18 protein-coding genes are annotated in these 20,306 nt (G+C 58.7%); 10 read left to right on the forward strand and 8 right to left on the reverse strand.

Annotated elements, in window-relative coordinates; translation table 11 throughout:
• The 3 genes from alg8 to yaaA form a co-directional block, all read right to left on the reverse strand.
• Positions 1-1,482, reverse strand: a complete 1,482-nt coding sequence (gene alg8 / locus PSH64_RS04895) for a mannuronan synthase (protein ID WP_370694460.1) — start codon at positions 1,480-1,482, stop codon at positions 1-3.
• 198 nt (positions 1,483-1,680) lie between these two features.
• Positions 1,681-2,997 (reverse strand): nucleotide sugar dehydrogenase, encoded by a 1,317-nt coding sequence (locus tag PSH64_RS04900; protein WP_305480130.1) that lies wholly within the window; start codon positions 2,995-2,997, stop codon positions 1,681-1,683.
• Positions 2,998-3,833: 836 nt separating this feature from the next.
• Positions 3,834-4,613: a peroxide stress protein YaaA gene (gene yaaA / locus PSH64_RS04905; RefSeq protein ID WP_105340156.1), complete on the reverse strand. Its 780-nt coding sequence runs from the start codon at positions 4,611-4,613 to the stop codon at positions 3,834-3,836.
• Between the two features lie 165 nt (positions 4,614-4,778).
• On the opposite strand from yaaA, the gene PSH64_RS04910 reads away from it, so the two are divergent.
• The 6 genes from PSH64_RS04910 to PSH64_RS04935 all read left to right on the forward strand — a co-directional run bounded on the left by PSH64_RS04910 (position 4,779) and on the right by PSH64_RS04935 (position 10,109).
• On the forward strand, positions 4,779-5,903 hold the full coding sequence (locus PSH64_RS04910; RefSeq protein WP_305480131.1) for a polysaccharide deacetylase family protein: 1,125 nt from the start codon (positions 4,779-4,781) through the stop codon (positions 5,901-5,903).
• Between the two features lie 335 nt (positions 5,904-6,238).
• Positions 6,239-7,633, forward strand: a complete 1,395-nt coding sequence (locus PSH64_RS04915; protein WP_105340158.1) for a PhoH family protein — start codon at positions 6,239-6,241, stop codon at positions 7,631-7,633.
• A gap of 236 nt (positions 7,634-7,869) precedes the next feature.
• Positions 7,870-8,343 carry a cyclic pyranopterin monophosphate synthase MoaC gene (moaC, locus tag PSH64_RS04920; RefSeq protein ID WP_105340159.1) on the forward strand — a complete coding sequence of 158 codons (474 nt, stop codon included), beginning with the start codon at positions 7,870-7,872 and terminating at the stop codon, positions 8,341-8,343.
• Positions 8,340-8,582 (forward strand): molybdopterin converting factor subunit 1, encoded by a 243-nt coding sequence (gene moaD, locus PSH64_RS04925; RefSeq protein ID WP_105340160.1) that lies wholly within the window; start codon positions 8,340-8,342, stop codon positions 8,580-8,582. The genes moaC and moaD overlap by 4 nt, the downstream gene beginning before the upstream one ends.
• Positions 8,583-8,585: 3 nt before the next feature.
• Positions 8,586-9,038, forward strand: coding sequence for a molybdopterin synthase catalytic subunit MoaE (gene moaE, locus PSH64_RS04930; protein WP_105340161.1), 453 nt, complete (start codon positions 8,586-8,588; stop codon positions 9,036-9,038).
• Positions 9,039-9,332: 294 nt separating this feature from the next.
• Complete coding sequence (locus PSH64_RS04935; RefSeq protein ID WP_105340162.1) at positions 9,333-10,109, forward strand: ABC transporter substrate-binding protein; 777 nt, start codon at positions 9,333-9,335, stop codon at positions 10,107-10,109.
• A 137-nt stretch (positions 10,110-10,246) separates the two neighbouring features.
• Here PSH64_RS04935 and PSH64_RS04940 read toward each other — a convergent pair whose 3' ends face one another.
• The 5 genes from PSH64_RS04940 to PSH64_RS04960 form a co-directional block, all read right to left on the reverse strand.
• Positions 10,247-10,888 carry a transcriptional regulator gene (locus tag PSH64_RS04940; RefSeq protein ID WP_305480132.1) on the reverse strand — a complete coding sequence of 214 codons (642 nt, stop codon included), beginning with the start codon at positions 10,886-10,888 and terminating at the stop codon, positions 10,247-10,249.
• Positions 10,889-10,980: 92 nt separating this feature from the next.
• Positions 10,981-12,108: an FAD-binding oxidoreductase gene (locus tag PSH64_RS04945; RefSeq protein WP_105340164.1), complete on the reverse strand. Its 1,128-nt coding sequence runs from the start codon at positions 12,106-12,108 to the stop codon at positions 10,981-10,983.
• Between the two features lie 149 nt (positions 12,109-12,257).
• Positions 12,258-13,205: an ornithine cyclodeaminase family protein gene (locus PSH64_RS04950; RefSeq protein WP_305480133.1), complete on the reverse strand. Its 948-nt coding sequence runs from the start codon at positions 13,203-13,205 to the stop codon at positions 12,258-12,260.
• Positions 13,206-13,345: 140 nt separating this feature from the next.
• Positions 13,346-14,830, reverse strand: a complete 1,485-nt coding sequence (gene rhlB, locus PSH64_RS04955; protein ID WP_105340166.1) for an ATP-dependent RNA helicase RhlB — start codon at positions 14,828-14,830, stop codon at positions 13,346-13,348.
• Positions 14,831-14,915: 85 nt separating this feature from the next.
• Positions 14,916-15,572, reverse strand: coding sequence for an alpha/beta hydrolase (locus tag PSH64_RS04960; RefSeq protein WP_105340167.1), 657 nt, complete (start codon positions 15,570-15,572; stop codon positions 14,916-14,918).
• A gap of 469 nt (positions 15,573-16,041) precedes the next feature.
• Here PSH64_RS04960 and PSH64_RS04965 point away from each other — a divergent pair, with 469 nt between their 5' ends.
• The 4 genes from PSH64_RS04965 to PSH64_RS04980 all read left to right on the forward strand — a co-directional run bounded on the left by PSH64_RS04965 (position 16,042) and on the right by PSH64_RS04980 (position 20,203).
• Positions 16,042-17,073, forward strand: a complete 1,032-nt coding sequence (locus PSH64_RS04965; protein ID WP_105340168.1) for an amino acid ABC transporter substrate-binding protein — start codon at positions 16,042-16,044, stop codon at positions 17,071-17,073.
• Positions 17,074-17,138: 65 nt separating this feature from the next.
• Complete coding sequence (locus PSH64_RS04970; RefSeq protein WP_305480134.1) at positions 17,139-18,320, forward strand: amino acid ABC transporter permease; 1,182 nt, start codon at positions 17,139-17,141, stop codon at positions 18,318-18,320.
• Positions 18,321-18,330: 10 nt separating this feature from the next.
• Positions 18,331-19,428, forward strand: coding sequence for an amino acid ABC transporter permease (locus tag PSH64_RS04975; RefSeq protein WP_105340170.1), 1,098 nt, complete (start codon positions 18,331-18,333; stop codon positions 19,426-19,428).
• A gap of 10 nt (positions 19,429-19,438) precedes the next feature.
• On the forward strand, positions 19,439-20,203 hold the full coding sequence (locus PSH64_RS04980; RefSeq protein WP_105340171.1) for an amino acid ABC transporter ATP-binding protein: 765 nt from the start codon (positions 19,439-19,441) through the stop codon (positions 20,201-20,203).
• Positions 20,204-20,306: the final 103 nt, after the last annotated feature.

Consider the following 20,306-nt stretch of genomic DNA (forward strand, 5'->3'; position numbering starts at 1 on the left):
TCAGACCATCATCAGCAGCACGGCGACAAAGATGCTGCCGGCGGAGAAGGTCATGGTCCGAGACGACCAGGTGTTGAACCAACGTTGAAAGCTGGCGAGATCACGGGTCAGAGAAGTGGGCTGGCGAGTCCAGGATTGTTGATCGAGGCGGAAGAACACGTAGATCTTCACCAGCGCGCCGACGATCTGGTTGTAATAGAGAATGACTGGGTACGCCGGGCCGATCCGGTGACCGGAACAGGACAGCAACAGGGTCAGGATCAGGCGGGTGATGCCGATCCACAGCAAGTAAACCAGGATGAACGCGGTGCCGTACTTGAAGGTGGCGATGAGCGCCACGGTCAGGCCCAGCAGGGACGTCCACATCGACACGCGCTGATCGAACAGCACCACTGACGTGAACAGGCCGAGGCGTTTCATCCCCAGGCCCAGGGCGCGGGAGTTCTGCCGCAGGTTGTTGCCGTACCAGCGGAACATCAGTTTGCGACTGGCCTTGATGAAGCTCTTTTCCGGCGGGTGTTCCACGGTATGGATCGCGGCGTCGGGCACGTAGAACGTGTCGTAACCCAGGCGCATCAGGCTGAACCAGCTCGATTTGTCGTCACCGGTCAGGAACTTGAAGCGGCCCAGACGCCAGTGTTGCAGCGAGTCGCTTTCCACGTCGGCGATGAAGTCCGGGTTGGTGACCACGGTGGCGCGGAACACCGACATCCGGCCGGTCATGGTCAATACACGCTTGGACAGGGCCATGGAGCACATGTTGATGTGGCGCTGGGCGAATCGCAGTTTGTGCCATTCGCTCATGATGTAGCCGCCGCGCACTTCGCAGAACTCGTTGGTGGTCAGGCCGCCGACATTGCCGAACAGCTGGAACCACGGCACGGTCTTGAGCACGACGCCTTCGGCCAGCACGGTGTCGCCATCGATCACGGCAACCACGGCACGGTCGTCCGGCAGGTGGCGGGAGATGGCGCGGAAACCATAAGCCAGGCCATCGCGCTTGCCGGTGCCGGGAATGCGCACGAAGTCGAGCTTGACCCGTGTCGGTGGGTTCATGCGCTTCCAGAGGCTCTTGACCAGCAGCTCATCGGACATTTCAACGATGGAGCACACCACGGTAGTCGGCAGGCCGCAGTCGATGGCCTCGCGGATCACCGAGCTGTAGACCTGCGCGGTGGTCAGCGCATCGATGCGGAAGCTGGTGACCATCAGGAACACGTGGGACGGGTCTGCCTCTTTGCCCAGCTTGCGCACTTTGCGCCGCAGGTGCGGGTAGACCACGTACAGAAACAGCATGCCGCGCAAAAAGTGCGTGGCACCCATCGAGTAGCGCCAGATACCGACGATACCGATCAGGAAGATGAAGTCCTTCGACTCGGAGTCGAACGTGGACGGAGGCAACGCCAGGGCGATGCCCATTAATAAACTTAGGTAAAACAGCCAACCGGCGGCCTGAAGTAGGCCGTGCTTTAGCCTGTGCATAATCTGCATCCGTCTCGATCTCGGGCGAGCCTGTGGGGTGGCCCGATGGGGTTAAGGCAGGCTTACAAAACTGGCGAGGGTCATGTAGGAGCTGCCGAAGGCTGCGATCTTTTGATCTTTGTCTTTGGATTCACTCAGGACTCAAGTGACCCGGGAAAGGTCGCAGCCTCGTTTCACTCGACAGCTCCTACAGGCGTGTTACCAGCAGATACCTTCGGTGCGCTTGCTGACGCTGGTGGCTTGAGACATGAAGCCGACCAGGTCGACCACTTGCTTGCCGTGCGGTGCTTCCAGTGCCAGGGCGCGGAATTTCTCGTCACGGTTACCGAGGATGATCACGTCGGAGTTGTTGATCACGTCGTCGAAGTTGGAGTTGAGCAAGGACGAGACGTGAGGGATCTTCGACTCGATGTAATCCTTGTTCGCACCGTGGACACGGGCGTACTCGACGTTGCTGTCGTAGATGCTCAGGTCATAACCCTTGCCGATCAGCATTTCCGCCAGATCAACCAGCGGGCTTTCGCGCAGGTCGTCGGTGCCGGCCTTGAAGCTCAGACCCAGCAGGGCGACTTTGCGTTTGTCGTGGCTGGAGACGATGTCGAACGCGTTCTGCACCTGGGACTCGTTACTGCGCATCAGCGAGTTGAGCAGCGGTGCTTCCACGTCCAGGGAGCCGGCGCGGTAGGTCAGGGCGCGGACGTCTTTCGGCAGGCAGGAGCCGCCGAATGCGAAGCCTGGGCGCATGTAGTACTGGGACAGGTTCAGCGTCTTGTCCTGGCAGACCACTTCCATCACTTCACGACCATCGACGCCGACAGCCTTGGCGATGTTGCCGATCTCGTTGGCGAAGGTCACCTTGGTGGCGTGCCACACGTTGCAGGTGTACTTGATCATCTCGGCGACAGCGATGTCCTTGCGGATGATCGGTGCGTCGAGCTCTTCGTACAGCGATTGCAGAACGTCGCCCGAGGCCTTGTCGAACTCGCCGATAACGGTCATTGGCGGCTGGTCGTAGTCGGCGATCGCGGTGCTTTCACGCAGGAACTCAGGGTTCACTGCAACGCCGAAGTCGACGCCTGCTTTCTTGCCGGAGCAGTCTTCGAGAATCGGGATCACCACGTTTGCCACGGTGCCCGGCAGCACGGTGCTGCGTACCACGATGGTGTGGCGGGTGGTCTTGTCACGCAGGACAAAACCGATTTCGCGGCACACGGCCTCGATGTAGTTCAGTTCCAGGTCGCCGTTCTTTTTGCTCGGCGTGCCGACGCAGATCATCGACAGATCGGTATCGCGAATCGCCTCGGCGAAGTTGGTTGTACCGCGCAGACGGCCAGTCTCGATACCCTGTTTCAGAAGTTCGCCCAGACCGGGTTCAACGATCGGCGAGCGACCGGCGTTGATCATATCGATCTTGTCTTTGGCAACATCGACGCCAACCACGTCATGGCCCCGTGCAGACAGGCAACCGGCACAGACTGCGCCGACGTAACCCAAACCAAATATGCTGATGCGCATCGCATTTACCTCTCAGTTAATCAAGACTGTGTTCAACAAGCCATTACATGGCCGGAGTTAATGGTTTTCAGCGGTCATAGTGCACTCGCAAGTGCGGCCTTAAAGGCGTCACAATGCCGGGTGCAGGCATACTAAGTTCTGAGTGTCTAAATATGTGCACTCAAGGTGTGCGCAACCAGGCCTTATTGTTATGACTTGCCCTGTTATGCAGCCGATCCTCTTTTTCAGAAGACATTCGTGCAAAGGTCTTGCGCGCTCAATGCCAGGCCAGAAGCCCGTAAATCAAGCGGTTGGGTGCTCGGGTGAGCACGTTTATAGGGGCGCAGCCGTGGCCTTGTAGGGGATATTGATGGTGCGTTATCTCCTGTCCTTCATGTGTTGCCCAAATAAGTGATCCATAAGTTCAAGTTAATGTGACAACTTCGCTATCGGGACCGCTTGTCTGTGTAAGTTATCTCGTACGTTCGCCAAGAGAATCGTTACCGGTGGTATGAGCGACGCATTTGGACATAGTTCCTGTCCATCCATCGCGATTTCTGAAATTTCTTGAAATATTGAAAAAGATGGCACTGCTTTCATATTGATAGCACTTGGCGTTTGGCCCTTTATATATAGGGTGATTGTTGTCTTTAGTAGTTCTTTGCCACTACAGATAAAAATTTTCAGTGCCACTACTGAAAAAAATCAGCAAAGTCGAGTGAAACAAAAGTTAGGAAATGGGGTGATTGTTTTTTGGCGCCAATAAGTCGACGAAAAGGTGGGGAATTGTTCGAGGATCGAAGGGGAGGCGCACGACGAAGTTATTGATGTCGTGCGCCGACTTAGTGCGGTGTTTGTTACTCCGGTGCGTGATCGCGCAGGAATACCAGATTGTCCGGTTTAGACTGCTCGCTACTGTAGCGATAACCCTGGACGTCGAACTGCTTGAGAGCGGCCGGGTCATTGATGCGCTCTTCGATGACGAAGCGACTCATCATCCCGCGGGCTTTTTTCGCGTAGAAGCTGATGATTTTGTACTGGCCGTTCTTCAGGTCCTTGAATTCGGTATTGATGATGCGCGCGTTCAAGGCACTGCGTTTGACCGCCGAGAAGTATTCATTGGAGGCCAGATTCAACAGCACATCGTCGCCTTGATCGGCCAGCGCTTCGTTCAGCCATTCGCTGATCCGCGTACCCCAGAAGGCGTACAGGTCCTTGCCGCGGGCATTCGCCAACCTGGTGCCCATCTCCAGTCGATAGGGCTGCATCAGGTCCAGGGGACGCAGCAAGCCGTATAGGCCGGAGAGCATGCGCAAGTGCTGCTGGGCGTAATCGAAGTCGGCTTCGCTGAAGGTTTGTGCATTCAGGCCGGTGTACACGTCGCCCTTGAATGCCAGCAACGCCTGCTTGGCATTCTCCGGGGTGAAGGCCGGGGTCCAGCTGCCGAAACGCGCGGCATTGAGGCCGCCAATCTTGTCAGAGACGTGCATCAGCTCGCTGATCTGCGCCGGTGTCAGGTCGCGCAGTTGCAGGATCAGTTCCTGGGAATGGTCGAGGTATTGCGGCTGAGTGAAGCGCTGGGTCGCCGGCGGTGTTTCGTAATCGAGGGTCTTGGCGGGGGAAATCACCATCAGCATGAAGTCGTCTCCTTTAATCGTGGGGGCGATTCTAGGGGGTTGTCCTTGTTGACTCCAGCTATCAAGTCCATAGGTGATCGATGGCTATGCGCTGTAGGAGCCGCTGCGGGAATGTGAGCGGGATCGGCTATAGTGCCGCGCGGGTTTTGTTATGGAGACATCCCATTGCGTATCGTTTTTCTATTCTTTGCCTTGCTGTTGAGCTTCGGCGCCCAGGCGGCACCGGGCGATGTGGCGACGCTGGATCGCAGCACCTGGCCTGAGCAACTCAGCAACCCGACCCTGTTCGACGTCGCCTCCCGGGCCGAAATCCTCATGTTCGCCCGCGTCCTGCTGGCCAGCGAATCGCTCGATGAAGCGAGCCTGGCTCAACGCCTGGGGCTGCGTACCGTCAATCTGGAGTCGGTCAACCAACTGCGCCGGCGCATGTGGCAGCGGTTGCTGAGCAACTACAATTTCGCCCAGCAGAGTTGCGATCAGGATGCCTCGTTCTGTTTCCTGGTCGAGGACATGGACACCCTGCGTGAGCAAGCGGCCAAGTTTCAGATCAGCGACGACAGCTACTACATCAAGTGGGCCGAGCCGAGCCGGTTGTTCCACGCCCAGTACCTCGATGAGCAATTGCGCAAGGCTGCGCTGTTTCCGCAGACCAGCAGCGAAGTCGATCGTTTTGGCGACTATGAGCGCAATGGCGACGCCATGCATGATCGCCTGTTCCTGCTGACCTTCGACAGCGCCGCCAATGCCGCGCCGGATAACACCGCCTGGGTCACGGAGTACCTGCGCAAATCGAACATGAGCGCTACGTTCTTCGTCCTTGGCAAGGACATTCAGGCGCGTCTGGCCGAACGTTCGGTGACCAGCCTGCAAGGGACTTATTCGCAGCAATGCGTTGGCGTGCAAGGCTGGGAGTTCCGCTCCCACAGCCACTGGCAAGACTGGCAGGACTCGGTACGACGCAGTGTCGAACTGGTCAAAGGCAAGCTGCCGGAGAACTACGTACCACTGTTTCGCCCGCCCGATGGCCAGCGTCGGTCCGATGCTGAGGGCTTCTTCAAGTCTCAGGGCGTGCAGGTGGCGTTGTGGGATATCGATGCCCAGGACGGCGCCGGCAAGCTCAAGGGCAGCCAGAGCGGGCAAAGGGTATTGACCCTGATGCTGCTGTGGCGGCACGGGGTGATCAACTTCAACGTGAAGCAGGATGCGCTGAAAACCGCGATACCCTGGCTGATGACGCAAACGGCGCCGAGCGGGATCGGTTGGGAAAACTGTCAGGACGGGTTTCGCTGAAACGGGGAAAGCCCGTAAACATTGGTCTTGGGGCGTTTTTTGCAGGAATTTTGATGCGGGCGGACTTCCGACTTTAGCGGGGTGCTGGCAGTCCGCCAAGTGCTATTGGTCATTCTGAAAAATAAATTTCAAAAAAACGTCAAAGTGCTTTTTTCTGTCATGTGTTTTGGAGTATTACGAAGACAGACCGCCGAAACCTGCAACACAGGTGGCGTCTTCCAAGACTCCGTTTGGGTTGCAATCACTTGAGTCTGAGCAGGTGATTTCGGTGGCCACTTCGAGGCGCAGCACTGTCATGGTATTGCGTCGACTGGCTCCCACTAAGGTGACCGAGTATGGATGATCACGGACGTAGCCCTTCTTCCAACCAGCCAATCCTTTATGTACTCGATACCAACGTATTGATTCACGATCCAAACGCCCTGCTTAATTTCGAAGAACACCACGTCGCGATCCCGATGACCGTGCTTGAAGAGCTGGACAAGCTCAAGGGCGGGCATCACAGCGTGGCCGCCGAATGCCGTCAGGCCATTCGGCTGATCGACAAGACCCTGGGCGATGCCTCTCCCGAAGACGTTGAACAAGGGGTGCCGATCCAGCGTGGCAAGAGCGGGCCGAAAGGCTTGCTGTCAATTCTGATGAGCAAGCGTGCCGAGCCGAATATCATTCTGCCCGAGCACCTGAACGACAACATCATCATCAACCAGCTGATCGACCTGCACGCGCGGGATCCGAAATTGCCCGTGGTGCTGGTCACCAAAGACATCAACATGCGCCTCAAGGCGCGGGCCTGCGGGATCGCGGCCGAGGACTACAGCACCGACCAACTGGTCGACGACGTGTCCCTGCTGCCCAACGGCTACCACAACATGACTGGCTCCTTCTGGGACCGGGTGAGCAAAGTCGAAACCCGGCAGGATCATGGCCGCACCTGGCATCAGGTGCAGTTGATCGACAACCTGCCTGCCGTGCACGTCAACGAGTTCATCATCGACGAACAGGGCTTTGTCGGCTGGATCAAGGAAATCCAGGTCGACAAGTTGCTGATCCTCGATCTGCATCAGGAGCCCCTGTTGCACCAGGAAGCCTGGGGCCTGAAGCCGCGTGACATCTATCAAAGCCTGGCGCTGTACGCCTTGCTCGATCCGGATATTCACCTGGTGAACCTGTCCGGCGCGGCCGGTTCCGGTAAAACCATCCTGGCCCTGGCGGCGGCCATCGAGCAGACCATGGTCAGCAAACGCTACCGGCGCATCATCGCCACCCGCAGCGTGCAGGGGCTGGACCAGGAAATCGGCTTCCTGCCCGGCACCGAAGCGGAAAAAATGGAGCCTTGGCTCGGCGCCATCACCGACAACCTCGAAGCCTTGCACATGGATGACGAAAACACCCATGGCAGCGTCGACTACATTCTCAGCAAAGTGCCGTTGCAGTTCAAATCCCTCAACTACATTCGGGGCCGCAGCTTCCAGCAGAGTCTGATTCTGATCGATGAATGCCAGAACCTTACGCCGCACCAGATGAAAACCATCATCACCCGTGCCGGCGCCGGTTCCAAAGTGGTGTGCCTGGGCAACCTGGCGCAGATCGACACCCCCTACCTGTCCGCGACCAGCTCCGGGCTGACGTACCTGACCGAACGTTTCAAAGACTTCCCCAACGGCGTGCATATCACCCTGCAAGGGGTGCCACGTTCGATTCTGGCCGAATACGCCGAATCGCATCTGTAACCCTCAGCAAAACCGGGCGGCCCAAAGCCGCCCGGTTTTTTTGCACCTGACACAAATCCCTTGTGGGAGCGGGCTTGCTCGCGAATGCGGTGTGTCCGTTAAAAAATACAGTGACTGACCCACCGCTTTCGCGGGCAAGCCCGCTCCCACAATGAGTTCACGGTGATCGGATAATCGTGCGTGCGGAAAATTGACCCACAGGTTTACAATCGACGCTCCTGATCAGGAGTAACGCTGTGCTGACTCATCTCGATTCCCAAGGTCACGCCAATATGGTCGACGTCACCGAAAAAACCGTGACGTTCCGCGAAGCAACAGCCCAAGCGCTGGTACGCATGCTGCCCGAAACCCTGCAGATGATCGTCAGCGGCGGTCATCCCAAAGGCGACGTGTTCGCCGTGGCGCGGATCGCCGGCATCCAGGCGGCGAAGAAAACCAGCGATCTGATTCCTCTGTGCCACCCGTTGATGCTCACCGGCGTCAAGGTCGAACTCAGTGCCGAAGGCGATGACACCGTGCGTATCGTGGCACGCTGCAAGTTGTCCGGGCAGACCGGCGTCGAAATGGAAGCACTGACCGCCGCCAGCGTCGCGGCGCTGACGATTTATGACATGTGCAAGGCCGTGGATCGTGGCATGACCATCGAGAGCGTGCGCCTGCTGGAGAAACTCGGCGGCAAGAGCGGTCATTACCAGGCGGATCAGCCATGAAGGTTACTGTGAAGTTTTTTGCCCGTTACCGTGAAGCGCTCGGCGTTGACTCGGTGAAAGTTGAGGGTGATTTCGCCACGGTCGACGATGTGCGTGCGCTGTTGGCCCAGCGTGATGGGGCCGAGGTGCTGAGCGAGCAAAACCTGATGTGCGCTCGCAACGAAGACCTCTGCCAGCTCGACGAACCGGTGGGCGATGGCGATGAAGTGGCGTTTTTTCCGACTGTGACCGGAGGCTGAGCCATGGCGATTCGCGTGCAATCCACAGCGTTCGACCCCGGCACCGAAGTCAATGCCATGCACGCGGCCAATGTGGGCGTCGGTGCGGTGGTGAGTTTTGTCGGCTATGTACGCGACTTCAATGACGGTCTCGATGTCGCCGGGATGTTTCTGGAGCACTATCCGGGCATGACCGAAAAAGCCCTGGGCAAGATTGCTGCGGAGGCTGAGCAGCGCTGGCCGCTGTTGAAGCTGGAAGTGCTGCACCGCATCGGCGCGCTGGAGCCGGGCGAACCTATCGTTTTCGTCGGTGCCGCCAGCGCCCACCGTCAGGCAGCGTTCGATGCCTGTGCCTTTGTCATGGATTACCTGAAAACCCGTGCGCCGTTCTGGAAGAAAGAAAACACCCGCGATGGCCCGCGCTGGGTTGAAGGGCGCGATAGCGATCATGCGGCGGCGGATCGCTGGAAGCAGTAATTCCTCTAGTGCTTTCGAATACGCCTTCGCGGGCAAGTCGGACCGCCGCACCGCTCGCTGCTGCAAGGTCACACGCAACCCTGTGGGAGCGGGCCTGCCCGCGAAGGGGCCATCTGCATCAACAAAACCCCACTGATTCACCTCCCGACCAGAGGCGCGGCAGATCTGCGGGTGCTCGATTGACGATCAATACATAAAAGTCCAGTATGGAATTCCAAGTACAAAAAACTTACTCCCTGTTTCAGTTTTTTCTTCTGTCTTGCCAAACCAACAACAACCCGCGAGAGAACGAACATGAAGAAATTCCCCCTCATTACCGGTCTGGCCCTGAGCCTGTTGGCGTGCAGTAGTGTGTTCGCAGCCGAGAAAAGCCTGCGTATCGGTATCGAAGCGGCCTACCCACCGTTCGCGTCCAAAACCGATAAAGGCGAGATTGTCGGTTTCGACTACGATATCGGCAATGCCCTATGCGCACAGATGAAGGTCAAGTGCGTGTGGGTCGAAGGCGAATTCGACGGTCTGATTCCTTCCCTCAAAGTGAAGAAAATCGACATGGCGCTGTCGTCCATGACCATCAACGAAGACCGCAAGAAGTCGGTGGATTTCACCCACAAGTACTACTTCACCTCGTCGCGACTGGTGATGAAAGAGGGCGCGGTCGTCGATGACCAGTACGCCAGCCTCAAGGGCAAGACTATCGGCGTGCAGCGCGCAACCACCACGGACCGTTACGCCACCGAGGTTTTCGAACCCAAGGGCATCAACGTCAAGCGCTATGGCAACAACGAAGAAATCTACATGGATCTGGCAGCCGGTCGCCTCGATGCCATTTTTGCCGACACCATTCCTCTGAATGACTTCCTGTCGATGCCTCGTGGCAAGGGCTATGCCTTCGTCGGGCCGGAGCTCAAAGATCCGAAATACGTGGGAGAAGGCGCCGGCATCGCTGTGCGCAAGGGCAACACCGAGTTGGTCAGCGAACTGAACGCGGCCATCGACGGCATTCGCGCCAGTGGCGAATACCAGAAGATTTCGGAGAAGTACTTCAAGTCCGACATCTATGGCGATTGATTAACCGCCATCGCGGGCAAGCCCGCTCCCACAGGTTCAGTGGTGTACTCATGTTTTGTACACGACACGGACACTATGGGAGCGGGCTTGCCCGGGCGGCGTTCCGACGATGAGGTCGGAACAGTCACCGCAAATCTTTAGCCCTTCAGTTCCTTCAAATGCTTGTACACCGTCGCCCGGCCCATGTTCAGCACATTGGCCACATAGTTGGAGGCGCTTTTGCCTTTGAAGGCGCCTTCGGCGTGCAGCGCCAGCACCAGTTCACGTTTGTGGTCGCGGGTCAGCACATTCAGGCTCAACTGACGCTCGCGCAGCCAGGCATGCAAAAAGGTGTTGATCCGCTCCTGCCAGTCATCGCGAAACAGTGAATCCGGCTGCGGAATCAGTTTGGTTGGCGACAGGAACAAATCCAGCGCCGCTTTCGCATTCTCGAACAACGAAATATTCAAGTTGATGCACAGCACAGCCAACGGCTGCCCTTCGCTGTCGCGCAGCACGCTGCTGAGGCTGCGAATCTTCTGGCCGTCCCAGTTGAGTTTTTCGTACGGCCCGATGTTTCGTTCGCTGACCTCCTCGCTGAGCATGTCCTCCAGTGCCGAGTCGTCACCGATTTCCCGTTTGGACAGGTTGTTGGCGATGTAATCGACCTTTTGCGTGCGCAGGTCGTGCAGCACCACCTCGGCGTGAGGGAAGAACAACGTGGCGATGGCGTCGGCAATCGCGCGGAAGTTGTCCATGGACGCATTGTCCAGGGCCGAGTGTTTTTCAGGTGCGTTCATACAGTGGAACTCCAGGCAGCGTCAGCGCCCCTTTAAAAAGGGGCACTGGAAGTTTGCCGCAATCGTGTGGACACGTCACCTGAGGATCAGGATCAACCCAGGCGGGCGGGGGAGAGCATCGCGGCGTCCAGGCCGAAACGGCCGAGCTGTTCGGGCAAGGGTTCGCCGCGCACCAGTGCAGCGCTGGCCTGGCCCATGGCCGGTGAGGTCTGGATGCCATAACCGCCTTGTCCCGCCACCCAGAACAGGCCCGGTACGTGCGGATCGAAACCGGACAGCAAATCCCCGTCGTGCACGAAACTGCGCAAGCCGGCCCAGGTGCGGGTCGGGCGGCGGATGGTCAGGGTGGTGGCCTCTTCGATCTGGTAGATGCCCATGGCGATGTCCAGTTCTTCGGGCTGCACGTCGTGTGGCTCCACCGGGTCGGCGTTGGCCGGTGAGCCGAGGAACATGCCGGCGTCGGGTTTCATGTAGAACGATTCATCGAGGCTGACCAGCATGGGCCAGTCATGGCTATCCAGGCCCTCGGGGCCGGCGAAGATAAAGGCTGCCCGGCGCTTGGGTTGCAGGCCCAGAGGCCGGGCGCCAGCCAGCTCGCCAACCTTGTCGGCCCAGGCGCCAGCGGCATTGATGATGATCGGGGCGCTGAAGGTCTGAGTGGCGGTTTGAACCTGCCACCGCCCTTCGGCATCCCGGGTCAGGCTCAGCACTTCACTATCGGTATGCACCTCGCCCTTATTGCGCCGGATACCGCGCAGATAGCCTTGGTGCAGGGCATCGGTATCGATGTCGCTGGCCGTCGGGTCGTAGATCGCGCCATGGACTTTTTCCCGACGCAGGATCGGCAGACGCGCACAGGCTTCGTCGGCGCTGAGCAGTTGCATCTGCGGCACGGTGGCTTTGGCGCTCAGGTACTGATTGTTCAGCTCGGCCGGATCGCCCGTGAAGTCGACGGTCATCTCACCGCGCGGGGTCAGCAACGGGTGTTCGCAGAAACCGGGTGGCGGTGCATCGAAGAAATCGCGGCTGGCCTGGGTCAATGCCCGAACTTGTGGCGTGCCGTAGGCGGCGGTGTACAGCGCCGCCGAGCGTCCGGTGGAGTGATAGGCCGGATGGGATTCGCGTTCGAGCACAATCACCCGCCCGTGCTGCGACAGCCAGAAACCGGTGGAAGCGCCGGCAATCCCGCCGCCGATGATGATGAAATCTGCCTGGCTCATGAACGTCTCCTGATGGGGCGTAAATGCCGAAATTGTTAGAGACCCCCTGTGGGAGCGGGCTTGCTCGCGAATGCGGTCTGACATTCATCAAGGATGTCGACTGACACACCGCTTTCGCGAGCAAGCCCGCTCCCACAGGGTTTGTGGTGTTAGCGCTGTAGTTGGTAAAGGGCATTGGCCAGTGCAATGTCTTCCAGGCCCAAGCCGATGGAGCGGAAGAACACATGCCGATCGTAGTCCGGGCGCCGTACTTTTTCGCTGAGCAAGTCGGGCAGGTCGCCGACTATCGCGCGGCTGTCCCAGCCGTGTCGTTCACCTGCGATCAGCATTTCGCCGGCCGAGCCTGGGGTGGTCTGACGATAGTCGCAGAACACGTGCATATCATTGAGGCTCTGCGGCGGCACTTCATGGGCGCGCGGGGCGTTGGTGCTGATAGAGGTGATCAATGCCGGTTTGCTCAAGTTCGACGGGTCGATCACCGGGCCGGCAGACGAAGTGCAAAGCATGATCACGTCGGCGTCTTGAATCGCGGCTTCGCAACTGTCGGCGAGGGTCAGCCGTGGGTCGAGGCTCTTGAGTTGCGCCAGTGCTTCGGCGTTCTTGCCGTTCAGGCTCGGCGAATAGAGGCTGATGCTTTGCCAGTCTCGCAGGTTCCTGACGTAGTGCAGGTGCGCCTGGGCGACCTTGCCGCTGCCGATGATCGCCAGGCGCCGGGCCTTGAGCGGGGCGAGGGCATTGACCGCCACTGCGGTCGTCGCAGCGGTGCGGGCCGTGGTCAGTTCACCGGCATCGCAGAGCAGCAATGGCTGGCCGGTCTGCATCGACATCAGCAGTGTCCAGGCGGTCACCAGCGGGCCTTGCTCGCGCACGATGTACGGCGACGTCTTGACCCCGTACACCCCGTCTTCGGCCAGCACCCCCAGGTAGTTGATGAAGTCCCCGGCACCTTTCGGAAATTCCACCAACTGCTGGGCCGGTTGCACGGCTTGCCCGACGGCCAGGTCGCGGAACAGCTTGCGCAGGATCTGCGGGACGTCGATTTGCGCCAGCAGTTCGCGGGCCTGGGGTTGGGTGATCACGTAAGGCGTGCTGGGCATGGTCGGCTCCGGGCGCTGAAAGTAAACTAATTTGTCCATTATGGACTTTTAGTTGTCTCTAGCAAGCTTCTGTTGAAAAATCCGGACGAAAAAAAAAGCGCAGTCCGTTTCCGGCTGCGCCTCTTATTCTGCGACCCGCGTTACGGGCGCTTGCGCTCAACCGCCCGCAGCAGATGCGTGGGTGGCGTTTCACAGCTGATCTTGCGACCCAGCAGCGCCTCGATGGACGGTAGCTGGTAGGAGTCGTCTTCACCGGCAAAGCTGATGGACACGCCATCGGCACCGGCACGGCCAGTACGACCGATGCGGTGCACGTAGTCGTCCGGGACTTCCGGCAGGGTGAAGTTGATCACATGGCTGATGCCGTCGATGTGAATGCCGCGACCGGCGACATCGGTGGCCACCAGCACGCGGATCTTGCCTTCGCGGAAACCTTCCAGGGTCTTGATGCGCTTGTGCTGCGGCACATCGCCAGACAGTTGCGCCGCGTTGACACCATCGCGCACCAGGCGTTCTTCGATGCGCCGCACTTCGTCCTTGCGGTTGGCGAAGACCATCACCCGTTCCCAGCCGTTATCGTTGACCAGGTTATAGAGCAGTTTGTATTTGTCGGCGCCGGCCACCGCGTAGATGTGTTGCTCGACGTTTTCGCTGGCTACGTTCTGCGCTTCGATCTCGACGATCGACGGGTCGGTGGTCCATTGCTTGGCCAGGTTCATCACGTCTTCGGTGAAGGTCGCGGAGAACAGCAGCGTCTGACGCTCGCTCTTCGGCGGGGTCTGGCGAATGATCTGACGCACTTGCGGGATGAAACCCATGTCGAGCATCCGGTCGGCTTCGTCCAGCACCATGACTTCGACCATGTCCAGATGCACGTCGCCGCGCTGGTTGAAGTCGAGCAAGCGGCCGGGAGTGGCCACGAGGATGTCGCAGTGACGAGCTTCGAGGTGCTTGAGCTGCTTGTCGAAGTCCATGCCGCCGACAAATGTCATGACGTTGAGGCCGGTGTACTTGGTCAGGTCGGCTGCGTCCTTGGCAATCTGCACCACCAGTTCCCGGGTCGGGGCGATGATCAGTGCCCGCGGTTCACCCATGTAGCGTTCCTTGGGCGGCGGGGTTTGCAGCAGCTGAGTGATGATCGAAATCAGGAACGCGGCGGTTTTGCCGGTACCGGTCTGGGCGCGACCGATGGCGTCTTTGCCGGCGAGGGTGAAGCCAAGCACCTGCGCCTGGATCGGCGTGCAATAAGGGAAGCCCAGGTCCTGAATGGCGTGCATCAGCTCGGGGGCGAGCTTGAAGTCGTGGAAGCGGGTTTTGCCTTCCTGGGGTTCGACGACGAAGTCTTCGAGTTTCCAGGGGATGACCGGCGCCTTTGGCTTCGGTTCGCGGCGTGGTTTCGCAGGTTTCGGCGCTTCGCTACGCGGTTCAGAGGCAATGGCCGGGGCAGAGGAGGCGGTTGGGGTGGTCACCGGCTCGTGTTTCGGTGCCGCTACGGTGGCGGTCCGGCCAGGCTGATTACCGTCGGTGCGGTGGCTGGGGGTATGAGAAGGAGCGCTGGAGCCTGGCGCGAGCTGCTCAGCCTCGCTTTTACCGAACATTTTCTTGAGTGCTTTGAGCACGGTCATCTCATCAATTGGTTAAGGAATGTACGCCGGCCAGTGTAATGCAAGAATCGGGCGCGGCGTAGTGCGATGGATCAAAGGGTAACTTTTAGCGTAAGCGCTCGGCGAGCCAGACGCCGATGTCGCGGATTTCTTCGGGTAACACTTCGTGACCCATTGGGTATTCCTGCCATGTCACGGTGACACCATGGTGCTTCAAATACTCATAGGCGGTCCGGCCCATGGAGTTTTGCACGACGTCATCATACTGACCATGCAACGACAACACGGGAATGCGCTGCTGGCTGGCGGAAAGCTCCAGTTCATCGCTGAAAGTCGGGGCATAAGTCGAGAGCGCAAGCACGCCGCCCAGCGGCCCCTGCCATTTCAGGAAGGCGGTGTGCAACACCACGGCGCCACCCTGGGAAAACCCGGCGAGAAAAATCCGCGAAGCGTCTATTCCGCTGGCCTTCTGCTCTTCAATCAAATCAACAACCCGTTGCGCGGACTGCTTCAGCTGCTCGCGGTTGATCGCGCGTGCCGGGCTCATGGCCAATATGTCGTACCAGCTTGGCATCTCATAGCCACCATTGATGGTGACCGCGCGAGTCGGAGCCTGGGGTAAAACGAAACGGGTAGTGAGCAGGCTTTCCTGCAGCGCTTCGGCCACCGGCAAAAAGTCGTAGCGGTCGGCGCCCAGCCCATGCAGCCAGATGACGCAGGCATCTGCGGGCTTGATGGGTTGAAGAATCAAGGGCTCGGTCATGGGTGCTCCATATCTGTGCGTGCGCGCTCATGAAGTGCAAGATCTGAGTGCGCGCCTGGTTGATCAGTTAAGTAAATGTCGCAAGGTTGAAAGTTTTTCTATTGACCTGTCCCTGAATCGATTTAGCGAGCGGTCTGGTACGGGCTTTGCTATGGGAAAACTTGTGCAACTAATCTCATGCCTGGCGGTAACACTATCAGTGTATGGCTGGTCATGGGATAGCAAAGAATCCGGTGATGGATGTTCGCCAGTGGCCGCTACGGGCTTCGCGAACGTGAAAGGGCTACAGCCCGTTCGGCCGATTGGTGAGAAGTGAGTTATCCATGATGTGGATTTTCTCCTACTAGACTCATAGCGACGGTCCTTACGTCGGTTGACCCTAAAAAAAGCCAATAAGGGTCAGCAACGCCTCAAAAGGGTGCGACAGGGCTCAAGCTCCGACACAACAAGAGCAAAACTGGAGGTTTGAATGAAGATGTTGAAATCCACCCTGGCCGTCGTGACTGCAGCCGCAGTGCTCGGTGTCAGTGGGTTCGCTCAGGCGGGTGCAACCCTGGATGCAGTGCAGAAGAAAGGTTTCGTTCAGTGTGGCGTGAGCGACGGTCTGCCGGGTTTCTCGGTTCCGGACTCTACAGGCAAGATCGTTGGTATCGATGCTGACTTCTGCCGCGCTGTGGCTGCTGCAGTATTCGGTGACGCGACCAAGGTCAAATTCAGCCAGTTGAATGCCAAGGAGCGTTTCACTGCTCTGCAATCCGGCGAAATCGACGTGCTGTCGCGCAACTCCACCATGACCAGTTCCCGTGACGCGGGCATGGGTCTGAAGTTTCCTGGCTTCATCACCTATTACGACGGCGTAGGCTTCCTGGCCAACAGCAAGCTGGGTGTGAAAAGTGCCAAGGAACTGGATGGCGCGACCATCTGTATTCAAGCCGGTACCACCACCGAGCTGAACGTGTCCGACTACTTCCGCGCCAATGGCCTGAAGTACACCCCGATCACCTTCGACACCTCCGATGAAAGCGCCAAGTCGCTGGAATCCGGTCGTTGCGACGTGCTGACCTCCGACAAGTCCCAGCTGTATGCACAGCGCAGCAAACTGGCCTCGCCGAAAGATTACATCGTTCTGCCTGAAACCATCTCCAAAGAGCCTTTGGGGCCGGTCGTGCGTAACGGCGACGATGAGTGGCTGGCAATCGTTCGTTGGGTCGGCTACGCGATGCTCAACTCTGAAGAGGCCGGTATCTCTTCGAAGAACGTCGAGGCGGAAGCCAAGTCGACCAAGAACCCGGACGTTGCTCGTCTGCTGGGCGCCGACGGTGAGTACGGCAAGGATCTGAAACTGCCGAAAGACTGGGTGGTGAAAATCGTCAAGCAAGTCGGTAACTACGGCGAAGTCTTCGAGAAAAACCTCGGCAAGGGCACTCCGCTGGAAATCGACCGTGGCTTGAACGCCCTGTGGACCAACGGCGGCATTCAATACGCACCACCAGTGCGCTGATGGTTCTATCACCCGGTGGGCCAACCACCGGGTGATGTTCTGTTCCATTATTTCCGGGGCACTTCATGCAAAATTCAATCGGCGCACCAAAGCAGAGGTTCAGCCTCAGCGATCCGCGAGTGCGTGCGTGGCTGTTTCAGATCATTACGGTTATCGCCGTGGTCGGGATGGGTTGGTACCTGTTCGACAACACTCAAACCAACCTGCAACACCGGGGCATTACCTCCGGCTTCAGCTTTCTGGAGCGCAGCGCCGGGTTCGGCATCGCTCAGCACCTGATCGACTACACCGAATCGGACAGCTATGCCCGGGTGTTTGTCATCGGCTTGCTCAACACGTTGCTGGTGACCTTCATCGGCGTGATCCTGGCGACGATCCTCGGGTTCATCGTCGGTGTGGCACGACTGTCGAAGAACTGGATCATTGCCAAGATGGCGACGGTTTATGTCGAGGTCTTCCGTAACATTCCGCCGCTGCTGCAAATCCTGTTCTGGTACTTCGCGGTGTTCCTGACCATGCCAGGGCCGCGCAACAGTCATAACTTCGGCGACACCTTTTTCGTCAGCAGCCGCGGCCTGAACATGCCGGCGGCGTTGGTAGCGGACGGCTTCTGGCCGTTTGTGGCGAGCATCGTCGTGGCCATCGTCGCGATCGTGCTGATGTGCCGCTGGGCCAACAAGCGTTTCGAAGAGACCGGCGTACCGTTCCACAAATTCTGGGTAGGCCTGGCGATGTTCCTGGTGATCCCGGCACTGTGCGCATTGATCTTCGGTGCGCCGCTGCACTGGGAAGTCCCCAAGCTGCAAGGTTTCAACTTCGTCGGTGGCTGGGTGCTGATCCCGGAACTGCTGGCGCTGACCCTGGCCCTGACGGTGTACACCGCGGCATTCATCGCCGAAATCGTGCGTTCGGGCATCAAGTCGGTCAGCCACGGCCAGACCGAAGCGGCCCACTCGCTGGGTCTGCGTAACGGTCCGACGCTGCGCAAGGTGATCATTCCGCAAGCCCTGCGCGTGATCATTCCACCGCTGACCAGCCAATACCTGAACCTGGCGAAAAACTCCTCGCTGGCCGCCGGTATCGGTTACCCGGAGATGGTGTCGTTGTTTGCCGGTACGGTGCTGAACCAGACCGGACAGGCGATCGAAGTCATTGCCATCACCATGAGCGTGTACCTGGCGATCAGTATCAGCATTTCCCTGCTGATGAACTGGTACAACAAGCGCATTGCGCTGATCGAGCGGTAAGGAAGAGCGCATGACGACTCATACTTTCAAACCCGACATGCCACCACCGAGCAGCAGCATCGGTATCGTGGCGTGGATGCGGGCGCACATGTTTTCCAGTTGGATCAACACCCTGCTGACGCTGTTCGCGTTCTACCTGATTTACCTGATAGTTCCGCCCCTCGTGAGCTGGGCGATTCTCGACGCCAATTGGGTTGGAACCACCCGCGCCGACTGCACCAAGGCCGGCGCCTGCTGGGTATTCATTGAGCAGCGCTTCGGCCAGTTCATGTATGGCTACTACCCGATGGACTTGCGCTGGCGCGTGGACCTGACCGTGTGGCTGGCGGTGATTGGCGTGGCGCCGTTATTCGTCGCGCGGGTCCCTCACAAGGCAATCTACGGCCTGAGCTTTCTGGTGCTCTATCCGATCATTGCCTACTTCCTGCTGCACGGCGGCATATTCGGCCTGACCAACGTGGCGACCAGTCAGTGGGGCGGCCTGATGCTGACCCTGGTGATCGCTACCGTCGGTATCGTCGGCGCATTGCCGCTGGGTATAGTGCTGGCTCTGGGCCGTCGTTCGAACATGCCGGCGATTCGAGTGGTCTGCGTGACCTTCATCGAATTCTGGCGCGGCGTGCCGTTGATCACGGTGCTGTTCATGTCGTCGGTGATGTTGCCGTTGTTCCTGCCCGAAGGCATGAACTTCGACAAACTGCTGCGGGCGCTGATCGGCGTGATCCTGTTCCAGTCGGCCTACATCGCCGAAGTGGTGCGTGGCGGTCTGCAAGCGATCCCCAAAGGTCAGTACGAAGCAGCCGCGGCGATGGGCCTCGGTTACTGGCGCAGCATGGGCCTGGTGATTCTGCCGCAAGCCCTGAAGCTGGTGATCCCGGGCATCGTCAACACCTTCATTGCACTGTTCAAGGACACGAGCCTGGTGATCATCATCGGCCTGTTCGACCTGCTCAACAGCGTCAAGCAAGCCGCCGCCGACCCGAAATGGCTGGGCATGGCCACTGAAGGCTATGTGTTTGCGGCCCTGGTGTTCTGGATTTTCTGTTTTGGTATGTCCCGCTATTCCATGCATTTGGAACGCAAGCTGGACACTGGCCACAAGCGTTAGGAGTATCTCCATGAGTGAAGCGATCAAAAAGTCTGTGAGCCCTGAAGGCATTATTCAGATGCAGGGCGTGAACAAGTGGTACGGCCAGTTCCACGTCTTGAAAGACATCAACCTGAACGTCAAACAGGGCGAACGTATCGTACTGTGCGGCCCGTCGGGTTCCGGTAAGTCCACCACCATCCGTTGCCTCAATCGCCTGGAAGAACACCAGCAGGGCCGCATCGTGGTCGATGGCGTGGAACTGACCAACGACCTCAAGCAGATCGAAGCGATCCGCCGTGAAGTCGGCATGGTGTTCCAGCACTTCAACCTGTTCCCGCACCTGACCATTCTGCAGAACTGCACCCTGGCACCGATGTGGGTGCGCAAGATGCCCAAGCGCAAGGCCGAGGAAATCGCCATGCACTACCTGGAGCGCGTACGCATTCCGGAGCAGGCGCATAAATTCCCGGGGCAACTGTCCGGCGGCCAGCAACAGCGTGTGGCGATTGCCCGTGCCCTGTGCATGAAACCGAAAATCATGCTGTTCGACGAGCCGACGTCGGCGCTCGACCCGGAGATGGTGAAAGAGGTTCTGGACACCATGATCGGCCTGGCCGAAGACGGCATGACCATGCTCTGCGTGACCCACGAAATGGGCTTCGCCCGTACCGTGGCCAACCGCGTGATCTTCATGGACAAGGGTGAAATCGTCGAACAGGCCGCGCCGAACGACTTCTTCGATAATCCGCAGAACGAGCGGACGAAGTTGTTCCTGAGCCAGATCCTGCATTGATTCTATTCAGGCATTGAAATAAACCCGGACTCTGTTCCGGGTTTTTTTTGCCCAATGAAACGCTCCACCTGCTGACCGTGAACAGAGTATCTACAGGGTTTGC

The organism is Pseudomonas sp. FP1742 (genome assembly GCF_030687145.1).
Classification (GTDB): Bacteria; Pseudomonadota; Gammaproteobacteria; order Pseudomonadales; family Pseudomonadaceae; genus Aquipseudomonas; species Aquipseudomonas frederiksbergensis_D.

Bases quoted from the DNA above. Each gene is read 5' to 3' on its own strand.
- PSH64_RS04945 (WP_105340164.1), bottom strand. From the start codon at position 12,108: ATGAGCCAGGCAGATTTCATCATCATCGGCGGCGGGATTGCCGGCGCT.
- moaE (WP_105340161.1), top strand. From the start codon at position 8,586: ATGGCGATTCGCGTGCAATCCACAGCGTTCGACCCCGGCACCGAAGTC.
- rhlB (WP_105340166.1), bottom strand. From the start codon at position 14,830: ATGACCGTGCTCAAAGCACTCAAGAAAATGTTCGGTAAAAGCGAGGCT.
- PSH64_RS04915 (WP_105340158.1), top strand. From the start codon at position 6,239: ATGGATGATCACGGACGTAGCCCTTCTTCCAACCAGCCAATCCTTTAT.
- PSH64_RS04965 (WP_105340168.1), top strand. From the start codon at position 16,042: ATGAAGATGTTGAAATCCACCCTGGCCGTCGTGACTGCAGCCGCAGTG.
- alg8 (WP_370694460.1), bottom strand. From the start codon at position 1,482: ATGCACAGGCTAAAGCACGGCCTACTTCAGGCCGCCGGTTGGCTGTTT.
- PSH64_RS04960 (WP_105340167.1), bottom strand. From the start codon at position 15,572: ATGACCGAGCCCTTGATTCTTCAACCCATCAAGCCCGCAGATGCCTGC.
- yaaA (WP_105340156.1), bottom strand. From the start codon at position 4,613: ATGCTGATGGTGATTTCCCCCGCCAAGACCCTCGATTACGAAACACCG.
- PSH64_RS04970 (WP_305480134.1), top strand. From the start codon at position 17,139: ATGCAAAATTCAATCGGCGCACCAAAGCAGAGGTTCAGCCTCAGCGAT.
- PSH64_RS04980 (WP_105340171.1), top strand. From the start codon at position 19,439: ATGAGTGAAGCGATCAAAAAGTCTGTGAGCCCTGAAGGCATTATTCAG.
- PSH64_RS04900 (WP_305480130.1), bottom strand. From the start codon at position 2,997: ATGCGCATCAGCATATTTGGTTTGGGTTACGTCGGCGCAGTCTGTGCC.
- PSH64_RS04935 (WP_105340162.1), top strand. From the start codon at position 9,333: ATGAAGAAATTCCCCCTCATTACCGGTCTGGCCCTGAGCCTGTTGGCG.
- PSH64_RS04940 (WP_305480132.1), bottom strand. From the start codon at position 10,888: ATGAACGCACCTGAAAAACACTCGGCCCTGGACAATGCGTCCATGGAC.
- moaD (WP_105340160.1), top strand. From the start codon at position 8,340: ATGAAGGTTACTGTGAAGTTTTTTGCCCGTTACCGTGAAGCGCTCGGC.
- PSH64_RS04975 (WP_105340170.1), top strand. From the start codon at position 18,331: ATGACGACTCATACTTTCAAACCCGACATGCCACCACCGAGCAGCAGC.
- PSH64_RS04950 (WP_305480133.1), bottom strand. From the start codon at position 13,205: ATGCCCAGCACGCCTTACGTGATCACCCAACCCCAGGCCCGCGAACTG.